Genomic DNA, 11,511 nt, shown 5'->3' with positions numbered 1-11,511 from the left:
GGCCGGCGCAGCAACGACCGAGCCGCATCATCATCGAGCCGATCTCCGGACAGCCTGGTCGCGCCTCGGCCACGCGGGGATGTCGGCGTCGCGAAACAGCGAGGTGGCCGGCACATCGAGGAAGCCGGCGAGCGCCGTGAGAGTGGTCAGGCTGCACGACGGATGTGCGTTCTCGATCTTGGAGAGCAGCCGAAGCTGCTGCACGGCTTCTATGACGAGGTGCCCCACTTCGACTACGAGCGTTGCGTCGATGCGTACAACGCGGGCTGCGCGTCCGGCGTCGACGCGGTGGGGTGCGATCCCGAGACGCTCGTGCCGCCGGACGCAGCCCTCCTACTGCGTGCCGCTCTACCCGGGTGGCCCAACACCTGCGGTGGCCCAACACCTGCGGTGGCCCGCGCCGCGCCGCCGGCCGGGCGCGAAACCCGTTCGACGAGCCGATCGAGGGCCGCTACGCCGCCGGGAAGCTGGGCCGGCCGGTCGGGATGCTCTACCCGGCCGACGGCGCGAACCTGTCCGAGGCGTCCTGCTCCGGGCGGATCGCGGCCCGGGCCGCGCTGGGCGGCGGGGCGGCCCCTCAGCTGGTGGGGAAGGCCACCGGGTAGCGCCCGAAGTGCTCGCGGGCGGAGTGGGGGTCGCGCTCGGCCGGGCCGTCCGGGTCCGGGTGCCCGCCGGCCGCCAGCAGGGCTCCCAGCATCAGGGTGACGGTGCCGAGCACCTGTTCGCCCTCTCCTGCTGTGCCCGTGCTCGGGCCCGGCACCCCGCCGGCGAGCTCGGTGCCGATGCACGCGTGCATGCCGCCACCGAACGCGTGGCCCCAGCGCGGGACGTCGTCGGGGACCTCGCGCAGCGGGTCGTACTCCAGCGGCCGGTCGAACACCGCGGCGTCGCGGTTGGCGCCCGCCAGATCCATGACGACGACGGTGCCCTCGGCGATCTCCGTGCCGCCGCGCAACCGGATCGGGGCCAGCGCCCGGCGCTGCGCGACGGGGCTCGCCGGGTGCAGGCGCAGTGACTCGTAGACGCAGCGCTGCAGCAGCGCCGGGTCGGTCGAGGCGTCCCGATCGGCGCTCCACGTGAAGTAGTCGTGCGCAGCGTGGGTGAACGCGTTGGCCGTGCTGTGCGAGCCGGCCTGCAGGTAGAAGGCGCACTCGCGGCGGATGACATCGTCGTCCACCCCCAGCTCGTCGCGGTGGCGCAGCAGCGCGGTGAGGACGTCGCGGGGCAGCTCGTCCTCGGTGATCTCCCCGGCGTCGAAGCGGGCCAGCAATGCCTGCCGGCGCGCGATCGAGGGCTGCAGGAACGTCGCGTCGAACTCGTCGAGCGCCGCCTGCACCTCGGCCTGCACCTCGCGGGGGTCGCGGGTGGTGTGCACCAGCGTCGCGCCCTCGCTGAACTTCTTCGCGAAGCGGTAGAGCTCGTCGGTCGCCGCGATCATCTCGGCGTCGCTGCCCGTCGGCCGGTCCACCCCGGCGACCATCGCCGTCAGGTTCATGACGGTGCGATAGCCGATCTCCACCAGGTCGCCCCGCCCGGCTGCGACGAACGGCACCAGTGTGTCGCGCACGACGTCGCGCAGGAACGAGTGCTCCCAGTGCCGAAACGTGCCACGGCGGAACAGCCGGTTCTCCACCCGGCGCCGCACCCGGTGCTCGGCTCCGTGCAGGACGAGTAGGCAGTCGGCCATCACCAGTCCGCCGGCGTCGTACATGTCCTGGCGCAGGTCGTGCTGCCGGAAGGCGTCCCGCACGTCCGCGTAGCGGTCGAGGGTGATCGTGGTCATGCTCCGCCTCGTTGCGCAGAAGTAGGAGTGATGGCCCTAACGACGCTACCCTGCTGCGGCGGGCATCGTCCAGGCTTCCCTATCGTCGTCAGTGTCTTGACGCCGCTTGGGTCGGAAGGGCATGGTCATGCCGTCGCGAGGCCCGGCTCATCGTGGAGGACGCCCGTGTCCGATCTCAGCCCGACCCTGGTAGCCGACGTCGTCGTGCTGGGCACCGGCCCGGCCGGGATGGCGGCCGTGGCGGCCGCGGCGGCCGAGGGCGCGGAGGTGATCGCCGTCGAGCCGATGCAGCACATCGGCGGCAACGCCGTGTGGTCCACGGGGTACCTCGCCTTCGTGGGCTCGCAGATGCAGGCCGATCAGGGCATCGTCGACGACGTCGAGGTCTTCGTCTCCGATGCCCGGCACATGGTCGAGCTGGCCCGCGATCAGTTCGGGGTGGTCTGGGACGAGGACATCGTGCGCCTGTTCGCCACGGAGAGCGCCGAGACCTACGGGATCCTCACCGAACGCGGCGTGCGGTTCTCCCGGTTCATCCCGCGGCCCAAGCAGCACACGATCGACCGGATGGCCGCGATCGAGGACACCTGGATGCTCGGCCGCGCCTTCCAGCCCGACTTCGAGCGGCCCGGCGTCACCACGCTCCACGGGCACCTCGGGCAGCGGCTCGTCACCGAGGCCGGCCGGGTCACGGGGGCCGTCGTGCGGCCCGCGGACGGCGGCGCCGCGTTCGTCGTCGGCGCGCGCAAGGCCGTGGTGCTCGCGGCAGGCGGCTACCAGTCCAACCCGCTGCTGCGGCAGCGCTACCAGCCCGAGTTCGTCGCGCGTGCCCCCTACCTCGGGATCGACACCTGCAGGGGCGACGGTCACCTGATGGGCCAGGCCGTCGGCGGCGACCTGGTCAACATGACGTTCGTGCCGCCGCTGGTGATCGTCTCGTCGTCGGTGGTGGAGGACGCGATCGCCGTCAACGAGGCGGGCACCCGGTTCCACGACGAGGCCGGCCCGTACGACGAGCGCGTCGAGCGGATGCACGCGCAGCCCGGCAGGCGCGCCCACTACCTGCTCGACGACGTCGTCGCCCGCGAGAAGGCCACGCTGCTGTCCCAGATGCCAGAGCCCACCGTGACGGCCGACACCCTGCCCGAGCTGGCCGCGCTGATCGGGGTGCCCGCCGCCGCGCTGGTGTCCACCGTCGAGCGCTGGAACGCGTTCCTCGACACCGATGCCACCACCGACCCGGACTTCGGCCGGGTCGTGCTGCCGCCGGGCCGTCGCCACTGCGCGACCGGCCCGTTCACGGCCGTGCCGATGGTCGAGGGCATCAACTTCTGCTCCGGCGGGTTCACCACCACCACCGACATGCAGGTCGTCGACGTGTTCGGCGCGCCGATCCCGGGCCTGTTCGCGGCGGGCGACTGCGCGGGCGGCCTCAACGCCGTTGCCGACCTCGGTGGCATCCACATCTGCGGCGGTCTGACGCTGGGCCGGGTCGCCGGCCGGGCCGCCGCTCGCGGGGTCGACGACCTCACCACCCGGCCCGGCGTCCAGGGCGCCGGGCTGCCCAGCATGCTCGACACCCGCATCGCGCTGGTGCACCTCGAATCGTCCACCTCGTGAGCGGAGTCGTCGCGTGTCGGTAGGAGTGCTGTTCACCCAGGGTCTCGTCACCGGCGACCCGCACCAGGTCCTCGGTGAGATCCTGGAGCAGGCCGAAGCCGCGGACCGGCTCGGGTTCTCGGCCGCGTTGACAACCGAGCACAAGTACTCCGAGGAGTACTTCGGTTCGCCGCTGCACCTGGCCTACGCGATCGCGGCGCGCACGCAGCGCGTCAAGGTCGGCACGGCCATCGCGATCGCGCCGCTCTACAGCCCTGTCGTGCTGGCGCAGGACGCCGCGATGCTCGACCAGCTCTCCGGCGGCCGCGCCTGGCTCGGCCTGGGTGTCGGCTACCTGCCCGTCGACTACGAGACGGCCGGGGTGGGCTGGGACGACCGCGCGCAGCGCTTCGACGAGACGCTGCGCATCCTGCGCACGGCCTGGAGGCAGGAGCGCTTCTCCTTCGCCGACGAGATCTACCGCTTCGACGACGTCAGCGTGATCCCGAAGCCCTACCAGGACGGCGGCGTGCCGCTGCACCTCGCCGCGTGGACGCCGGGCGGGCTGCGCCGGGCGGGGCGCCTGGGCGACGGCTGGATCACCAACGCGCTGATGTCGCTGGAGACGATGACCGCGATGGCCGGGCAGTACCGCGCCGCCGCGGTCGCCGAGGGCCGGGAGCCGCACGTCACGTCGATCCGGTTCTGCTGGCCCTACACCTCGCGGGAGGCGGCGCTGGACGCGTTCGGGGACACAGCGCTGGCCATGGCCCGCACCCTGTTCGACTACGGCGCGATCACCGACCTGCCCGGCGTCACCTCGTCGGCGGACATCACGCTGGAGGAGTTCGTCAAGGACCGCTTCGTGTTCGGGACGCCGCAGGAGTGCGTCGAGACGATCGGCCGCTTCCGCGACGAGGCCGGCGTCGACGACTTCCTGATGATCTTCCGCTACCCGACGGGACCCGACCACGCCGCCGTGCTGGAGGCGATGGAGCTGTTCGGCACCGAGGTACTGCCCGCACTCGAGCCCACCGTGGCCGCGGTATGACGCTGCGGGTGGGCGTCATCGGCGCCGGCTACGCGACGGGCTCCCACCTGCCCGTCTACGCGGAACTGCCCGGGGTCGAGCTGGTCGCGCTGGCGACGGCGCACGCCGACACCGCCGAGGCCGTCGCGAGCCGGTTCGGGGCTCGCCCGCACGTCGGGTTCGCCGCGCTGTGCGCCGATCCCGACGTCGATCTCGTCGACATCGCGACGCGACCGAGCCGGCACCAGGAGATGGTCGAGGCGGCCCTCGCGGCGGGCAAGGACGTGCTGTGCGAGGCGCCGCTGGCCCTGACCGTCGGCGACGGTGAGGCGCTGGTGAAGGCGGCCACCGCGGCCGGCCGGTCGGGCTGGGTCGACATGCAGTCGCGGTTCTGGCCCGGCCTGCAGGAGCTGCACCGGCTCGTCGCCGACGGGTACCTCGGCACTGTCGAGAACGTGGTGGCCACGGCGTTCTACCCGACGTTCACCCGGCCCGAGGCCGTCGCGGCGTCGGGCTGGTGCGCCGACGCCGCCGACGGGGCCAGCTCGCTGCGTGTGCACGGGCTGCACACCGCCGACCTGCTGCGCTGGATCTTCGGCGAGCTCGACGTCGTCGGCGGCACCGTCGCGACCCGGCTCGCCGAGTGGCCCGGCGGCCGGGCCGCCACGAGCGTCGACAGCGCCGCGTTCAGCGCGCTCCTGCCCGACGGCGCCGTCTGCTCGGTGCACACCTCCTGGGTCGCCCACCACGGCGACGGCTGGCGGCTGGTGGCCCACGGCAGCGCCGGCACCCTCGTCGCGACCGCCGCCGGCCACACCGGCCACTTCCCCGTCCGGTTGCAGGGAGCCCGGGCCGCCGACCCCGGCCTCACCGACCTCGTCGTGCCCGGCGACGAGCCCGCGACCCATCCGTTCGCCGAGCTGGTCCGGCGGATCGCGGCCGGCGGCGCGGGCGTGCCGACCTTCGCCGACGGTGTCGCCGCCCTGCAGGTGGCCGAGGAGGTGGAGCGCTGATGGCCGCCACCGTCGTGCTCAGCACGTTCGCCGACGCGAAGGACGCCTACCGCAGCCGCGACCTGCGCCAGTCGCTCTACGACGAGGGCGAGATCGTCATGGCCGACACCCTCGTCAACCTGCACGGTGACGAGCACCGGGCGCGGCGCCGCGTCGAGAACCGGCTGTTCCGGCGCGAGACCTTCGAGCTCTACGAGCGGGAGCTGTTCCCCGCGGTCACTGCGGCCACGGTGGCGCCGTACGTGGTGGCCGGCCGGGTCGACCTCGTCCCGCTGGGCCACGAGCTGATGCTCAACCTCGCCGCACTGACCGCGGGCGTCGACCGCCCCGACGGGACCGCCGCGGAGACCGCGCGCCTCTACGCGTACATGATGCGGTTCATCGAGGGCGCCACGCTCGCGCACTCAACACAGGACAGGGACGCCCAGCGCGCGGTGATCGCGCAGGCGCTGCTGGACTGGGACGCGGAGTTCCTCGCACCGTCGATCGAGCGCAGGCGCGCGCTCGATCCGGACGACCGCCCGCGCGACGTGCTCGCCTGCCTGCTGGAGCACGAGGCCGAGCTGGGCATCACCCACGCCGCGCTGCGCCGTGAGGTGGCGTTCTTCCTGCTCGCGGCCGCGCACACGTCCGCAACCGCGTTCGTGCGCGCCATCGACCACATGCTGGGCTGGATCGGGGACCATCCTGAGGACGCCGACCGCGCCGCGACCGACGCGCTGTTCGTCCAGCGCTGCGTGCACGAGACGGTGCGGCTCAACCCGTCGAGTCCGACGGGCCGCCGTCGCGCGCTCGCCCCCGTCCGGCTGCGGTCGGGCACGGAGATCCCCGAAGGCGCGACGGTGGTGATCGACCTGCTGGCCGTCAACCGCGATCCCGAGCTGTTCGGGCCGGATGCCGCCGGGTTCGACCCCGGTCGGGCCGTGCCGCCGGGGGTGGCGCCGTTCGGACTGTCGTTCGCAGCCGGGATGCACGTGTGCATCGGTCAGGACCTGGCCGCCGGTGTCGTCCCGGGCAGTGCCGTCGATCCGGCGACGCACCTGTTCGGGCTGGTCACCGGCGCGGTCCAGCACCTGTTCGCCGCTGGCGTGCGCCGCGATCCCGAGCACGCGCCGGAGCGCGATGCCAACACCGCGCGCCCGTACTGGGGCCGCTACCCGGTCCTGTTGGGAGGAAGCACGTGACCTACACGGCAACGGTCGACAAGGACGTCTGCATCAGCTCCGGTCGCTGCGTCGCCGACGCGCCCGAGGCGTTCGACTTCGACGACGACGAGCTCGCCGAGGCCGTCCCCGGGCACCCGGGGCTGTCGGATGCCGCGCTGGTCGAGCTGGCCAGGGTGTGCCCGTCGGGCGCGATCCGGGTGCACGACGAGCTGGGCGCCGAGGTGGAACTCTGATGGGGGACGAGAGCTGATGGGCTTCCGACACGTGGTGCTGTTCCGGTGGACGTCCGAGAGCACCGCCGAGCAACGTGCCGGCGCGCTGGCTGCGCTGCAGCAATGGGGCCGCGACGCGGCCGGGTTCGGCACCCTGACCGTCGGCCCCGATGCTGCGCTGGCCGAGGGCAACTTCGACACGGCCGTGGTCGTCGACCTCCCCGACCGTGCGACTTACCTGGCCTACGCGGCCGACCCGCGGCACCAGCGGATGATCGCCGAGCACATCCGGCCGATCCTGCACAGCCGCGCCGCCGTGCAGCACGAGACCTGAGGCGAACCGATGGATCTGGGCATCGCAGGACGCAGGGCGGCCGTCGCCGCCGCGACGGCCGGGCTGGGCCGGGCCGCCGCCGCGGCGCTGGTCGCCGAGGGCGTGCAGGTGACGATCTGCGGCTCCGACGCGGGGCGGGCGGAGGCCGCCGCGGCCGAGCTGGGTACCGGCTGGACCGTCGCCGACCTCACCGACCCCGAGGCCGCCGCGCGGTTCGTCGAGCACGCCCGCTCTGCGCTGGGCGGGCTGGACATCCTCGTGGTCAACGGCCCTGGACCGCCGCCGGGCACGATCGCCGAGACCGCGCCGCAGACCTACCAGCCCGCGCTCGAGCGCAGCCTGCTCGCGCCGGTGCGGATGTGCCTCGCCGCGGTGCCGGGGATGCGCGCGCAGCGGTGGGGACGCATCGTCGCCATCACCTCGCTCGGAGTGCGCCAGCCCTACCCGAACCTGGCACTGTCCAACACCGCGCGCAGCGGTTTCACCGGCTTCCTCAAGACGCTGGCCCGCGAGGTCGCCGCCGACGGCGTCACGGTGAACTCGTTGCAGCCCGGGCTGCACGCCACGGCCCGTGTGACCAGCGTGTACGGTGACGATCCGGTCACCGACGGCATTCCGGCGGGGTGCATCGGGGCGCCGGCGGACTTCGGCAGGATCGTCGCGTTCCTGGCGTCGGCCCATGCCGGCTACCTGACGGGTACGGCGGTGCCGGTCGACGGCGGGGCCTACCAGGCCCTGCTCTGAGGTGGCTGCCACGATGGGCCGCCGGACCGGTGGCGGTGAAGGGCGGGGGAGAATGTCTCAGCAGAGCGTGATCGAGGAGCTGCAACGCCTCGGCATGTCCGGCTACGAGGCGAAGGCCTACGTGGCACTCGTCGGTGCCGGTACCCCGCTCAACGGCTACGAGGTCGCGAAGCGCTCCGGGGTTCCGCGCAGCACCGTCTACGAGACGCTGGGCAAGCTGGTCGGCCGCGGCGCGGCCTACGAGGTGCGCGCGGGTGAGGCCAGCGTCGGCTACATCTCGCTGCCGCCCACCGCGCTGCTCGACCGAATGCGCCGCGAGTTCGATCAGTCGATCGACGCACTGCGTCAGGCGTTGCCCGAGGTGGCCTCGCCGCCGCAGGTGCGCCTCGTGCACAACCTGTCGGACCGGGCGTCGCTGCTGGCCAGGGCCGAGGACGTCGTCGCCGCCGCGCGCAACGACCTGTTCCTGTCCGGGTGGCCGCAGGAGATCGAACCGCTCAAGCCGCTGGTGCGGCGCGCCTCCGACGAGGGCGTCGACGTGTCGGTCGTCTCGTTCGGTGAGGACCCCGAGCCCGTCGGGAACACCATCGCGCACCGGTTCTCCAAGCCCGAGGTCGTGCTGGAGAACCTCGGCTGCCGGCTGCTCGTCGTCTCCGCCGACCGGGAGCAGGCCGTGATCGGCGGCATCGTCAACGGCGACGCGTGGGGCGTCTACACCGACGACCCCGCCGTCGTACTGGTCGCGGTCGAGTACGTCCGCCATGACATCGCGATGCACCTGATCGCCGAGAAGTTCGACCTCGGGGAGTTCGAGCAGTTCTGGACCTCCGACCCGGCCGTGAACCGGCTCCGCGCCGACCACGGGGCCCCGGCCGCGCTGCTCAAGCGGAGCGCGGGGGGATCGTTGCCGCCGCGCCGTCCGCGCCGCCGGCCGTCGCAGCCGGGCTGACCGTCTCCCCGACCCGGCGGCAGCGCGCGAAGGCAGCCGCGCCGCCCAGCACCAGCACCGCCGAGATCGTCCACGCGAGGCCGTAGCCACCGGTCGCGTCGACGATCGCGCCGAACACCGGTGCCCCGATCAGTGCCCCCGCGTAGTAGCCGGCCATCGTCACGCCGGAGGCCCGGCCGACGGCGTGCGGCGCGGCGGCGACGACGGCCGCGTGCATGATCCCGACCGCCGACAGCTGCGCGACGGTCGCCACGACGAGCCCGGCGACCATCGGGACGGGTCCGGTGAACACCCCGGCGAGGAGCAGGCCCTCGCCGCCGAACGTGACCAGGCACAACCCCACGATGGCCGGGATGCGCGAGGCGGCCGCCGCGCGGTCCGAGCGGCGGGCGGCGAGCACCATCCCGCCGATCCCCGCGAGTGAGCCGCAGGCGGTGAACGCGCCGGCCAGCGTCAACGACAGGCCGCCCGCCTCGTGCAGGCACGCCACGACCCACGAGTAGAGCGGCTGCGAGCCCGCGATCAGCAGGAACGCGGCGATGGGGAACCAACCGAAGCGGCGCGGCAGCGTCCGGGCCGATGGCGAGCCGCGGCGCGTACGGCCGTCGGGCAGGACGACGGCGGCACACACCGCGACCGCGAGCACGATCACGGCGGTGCCGAGGTAGACCGGCTGCCAGCCCGCGGCCACCCCGGCCGCGGTGGCCACCGGGGCCGAGACGGCCACCAGCAGCGGCACGCCGGCCGTCTTGGTCGCGAGCGCGACGCCGTGGCGGTGGCGCGGTACCGCCACGGCCACCGCGATGTTGGTGCCGGCGTTGGTCAGGGCGTAGCCGAACCCGGCGGTCGCAGCGCAGGCCAGCAGCACCCCGTAGCCGGGCGCGAGCGCGCTGACGGCGAGCGTGGCTGCCACGAGCAGCAGGTCCAGCGTGATCGCCCGGCGCCCGCCGATCCGGTCGGCGACCCGGCCCGCGAACGGCGACCCGACGCCGGTGGCGCCGTAGAACACGCCGACGAGCACGCCGATCTGCGTCCGGGTCAGGTCGAGGTCGGACTGCAGGACCGGGGCGAGGAAGCCGGGGACGAACCCGAGGTAGGCGCCCAGCCCGGTGGCGAGCGTGCCGACCGCGACGGTGGCGGCCGGGCGGGCCGCCCGTTGCGCCCGCCCCGCCCCCGCTGCTGCCACCCGCTCAGGCGTTCGTGACGCCGAGTGAGAGCCCGCCGTCGATGGTCAGTACCGCGCCGGTGGCCCATTCCGCGCGGGCCAGGTACTCGACGGCCTCGGCGACCTCGTCGGGGGTGCCGCTGCGGCCCAACGCGTGCGCCGTGTCGAGGCTCTGCATGCGCTGTGCCGCCTCGGCGTCGTCGAACAGGCCCGCGCGCTGGTTGATCTCGGTCAGCACGCCGCCGGGACGCACGCAGCTGACCCGGACGCCCTGGGGGCCCAGCTCTGCGGCCAGCACGCCCGTCAGTGTCTCCAGCGCCCCCTTCGTCGCCGCGTAGGGCGAGGCTCCCGGGAAGGCGCGCTGCGTGTGCACGGACCCGAAGAAGACCACCGCGCCGTGGCTGTCGCGCAGGTGCGGCAGCGCCAGCCCGGTGAGCAGCATCGGGGCGATGGTGTTGGAGGTGAACACCTCGACGAGCCGGGCTTCGTCGAGGTCCTGCAGCGCGCCGCGGTACATGTTCCCGGCGCCGTGCACGAGCAGCTCCAGCCCGCCGCCGTGCTCGACCGCGGCGTCGAGGATCCGTTGCCGGTCGGCATCGTCGGTGACGTCACCGACGATGGCGAGTGCCCCGGTACCGGCCTGTGCGGCAACGGCCTCGATCTTCTCGGCGCGCCGGCCGGTGAGGGTCACCCGCGCTCCAGCGGCGACCAGTCGGGCGACGACCGCGGCCCCGATCCCCGAGCCCCCGCCGGTGACCAGCACCGACATGTCCTTGATCTCGCGTGTCATGCCGCCACCAGCCAGGCGATCGAGCGGCGCACGATCTCGCGGTGCTCCGGCACGTCGTAGGAGGGGGGGTGGTGGCCCAGCGCGTCGTAGACGACGCGGCCGCCACCGTGCTCGTGCGACCACAGCAGCGGCTGCCCGTCGGCGACGAGCAGGGGGTCCACGGCGGTGGCGTGCTCCAGATCGGTGTACACCTCGTCCTCGATCCCGAAGTCGGCCACGCCGGTGACGAGGCGATGGAACGGTGCGGCCACCGCCACGGCGACCGGGCCCAGCGGTGGGTGCGACGAGGCGCCCCAGCGCCACGCGCCGCCCAGTGCGGCCGCCCACTGCGGCCAGTCGTCGAAGCAGATGCTGGCAGTGTGCATGCCGAGCACGCCACCGCCGGCTCCCAGGTGCGCATCGAATGCCGCGCGCGCGTCGGGTGCGGGGGAGACGCCCTCGGCTGCCGCCCGGGTCCGGTACCGGTCCGGTGTGCCCGGGCCGGCCATCGTCCAGCGCAGCGCGTTGACGACGAGCAGCGCGGCCCCGGGCAGGGCCCGCAGCCCGGCGTCGACGTCCTCGTGGACCTCGGGGGCCAGCCCGTGCTCCTCGAGGAGGCCCACGAGGCAGGCCGTGGTGGCCGGGAAGTCGTGGGTCGGTCCCCCGGAGAGGACGATGGCACGGCGTGGCGCCATGGGGTGGGGCCTCCCTGTTCGAGGATCGACGTTAGGAATCTAACGTCGCCCT

At 73.6% G+C, this 11,511-nt stretch carries 14 protein-coding genes; 9 read left to right on the top strand and 5 right to left on the bottom strand.

From position 1 onward, the window contains the following. Positions 1-30 precede the first annotated feature (30 nt). Positions 31-204: a hypothetical protein gene (locus ACFPFQ_RS16370; protein WP_379619567.1), complete on the bottom strand. Its 174-nt coding sequence runs from the start codon at positions 202-204 to the stop codon at positions 31-33. Between the two features lie 152 nt (positions 205-356). On the opposite strand from ACFPFQ_RS16370, the gene ACFPFQ_RS16365 reads away from it, so the two are divergent. Then, complete coding sequence (locus ACFPFQ_RS16365; RefSeq protein WP_379619565.1) at positions 357-605, top strand: hypothetical protein; 249 nt, start codon at positions 357-359, stop codon at positions 603-605. Here ACFPFQ_RS16365 and ACFPFQ_RS16360 read toward each other — a convergent pair. After that, complete coding sequence (locus ACFPFQ_RS16360; protein ID WP_379619563.1) at positions 578-1,783, bottom strand: cytochrome P450; 1,206 nt, start codon at positions 1,781-1,783, stop codon at positions 578-580. The two genes, ACFPFQ_RS16365 and ACFPFQ_RS16360, sit on opposite strands and share 28 nt — an antisense overlap. 165 nt (positions 1,784-1,948) lie before the next feature. On the opposite strand from ACFPFQ_RS16360, the gene ACFPFQ_RS16355 reads away from it, so the two are divergent. The 8 genes from ACFPFQ_RS16355 to ACFPFQ_RS16320 are packed head-to-tail and all read left to right on the top strand — an operon-like array spanning position 1,949 to position 8,830. Then, positions 1,949-3,403, top strand: coding sequence for an FAD-binding protein (locus tag ACFPFQ_RS16355; RefSeq protein ID WP_379619561.1), 1,455 nt, complete (start codon positions 1,949-1,951; stop codon positions 3,401-3,403). A gap of 13 nt (positions 3,404-3,416) precedes the next feature. Then, complete coding sequence (locus ACFPFQ_RS16350; protein WP_379619559.1) at positions 3,417-4,433, top strand: LLM class flavin-dependent oxidoreductase; 1,017 nt, start codon at positions 3,417-3,419, stop codon at positions 4,431-4,433. Then, positions 4,430-5,425, top strand: coding sequence for a Gfo/Idh/MocA family protein (locus ACFPFQ_RS16345; RefSeq protein WP_379619558.1), 996 nt, complete (start codon positions 4,430-4,432; stop codon positions 5,423-5,425). Before ACFPFQ_RS16350 ends, ACFPFQ_RS16345 begins: the two co-directional genes overlap by 4 nt. After that, a complete protein-coding gene (locus ACFPFQ_RS16340; RefSeq protein ID WP_379619556.1) occupies positions 5,425-6,609 on the top strand; it encodes a cytochrome P450 in 1,185 nt (394 codons plus the stop codon). Before ACFPFQ_RS16345 ends, ACFPFQ_RS16340 begins: the two co-directional genes overlap by 1 nt. Then, positions 6,606-6,824, top strand: coding sequence for a ferredoxin (locus ACFPFQ_RS16335; RefSeq protein ID WP_379619554.1), 219 nt, complete (start codon positions 6,606-6,608; stop codon positions 6,822-6,824). Before ACFPFQ_RS16340 ends, ACFPFQ_RS16335 begins: the two co-directional genes overlap by 4 nt. Positions 6,825-6,840: 16 nt before the next feature. Then, positions 6,841-7,137 carry a Dabb family protein gene (locus ACFPFQ_RS16330; RefSeq protein ID WP_379619552.1) on the top strand — a complete coding sequence of 99 codons (297 nt, stop codon included), beginning with the start codon at positions 6,841-6,843 and terminating at the stop codon, positions 7,135-7,137. 9 nt (positions 7,138-7,146) lie between these two features. Then, on the top strand, positions 7,147-7,881 hold the full coding sequence (locus ACFPFQ_RS16325) for an SDR family oxidoreductase (protein ID WP_379619550.1): 735 nt from the start codon (positions 7,147-7,149) through the stop codon (positions 7,879-7,881). A 52-nt stretch (positions 7,882-7,933) separates the two neighbouring features. Further along, positions 7,934-8,830 (top strand): TrmB family transcriptional regulator, encoded by an 897-nt coding sequence (locus ACFPFQ_RS16320; RefSeq protein ID WP_379619548.1) that lies wholly within the window; start codon positions 7,934-7,936, stop codon positions 8,828-8,830. On the opposite strand, the gene ACFPFQ_RS16315 is transcribed toward ACFPFQ_RS16320, so the two are convergent. Genes ACFPFQ_RS16315 through ACFPFQ_RS16305 form a run of 3 tightly spaced genes read right to left on the bottom strand, consistent with a single transcriptional unit; the run spans position 8,763 to position 11,459 of the window. Then, positions 8,763-10,016 (bottom strand): MFS transporter, encoded by a 1,254-nt coding sequence (locus ACFPFQ_RS16315; protein WP_379619546.1) that lies wholly within the window; start codon positions 10,014-10,016, stop codon positions 8,763-8,765. The genes ACFPFQ_RS16320 and ACFPFQ_RS16315 overlap by 68 nt on opposite strands. A 4-nt stretch (positions 10,017-10,020) precedes the next feature. Further along, positions 10,021-10,785 carry an SDR family NAD(P)-dependent oxidoreductase gene (locus ACFPFQ_RS16310; RefSeq protein WP_379619544.1) on the bottom strand — a complete coding sequence of 255 codons (765 nt, stop codon included), beginning with the start codon at positions 10,783-10,785 and terminating at the stop codon, positions 10,021-10,023. Beyond that, the gene (locus ACFPFQ_RS16305; RefSeq protein ID WP_379619542.1) at positions 10,782-11,459 is read right to left on the bottom strand and encodes a ThuA domain-containing protein; all 678 of its coding nucleotides are present in this window, start codon (positions 11,457-11,459) and stop codon (positions 10,782-10,784) included. Before ACFPFQ_RS16305 ends, ACFPFQ_RS16310 begins: the two co-directional genes overlap by 4 nt. Positions 11,460-11,511 lie beyond the last annotated feature (52 nt).

Source organism: Pseudonocardia sp. GCM10023141 (genome assembly GCF_042653605.1).
The sequence above is the reverse complement of the archived record's forward strand: the minus strand, read 5'-3'. Positions and strand labels throughout refer to the sequence as shown.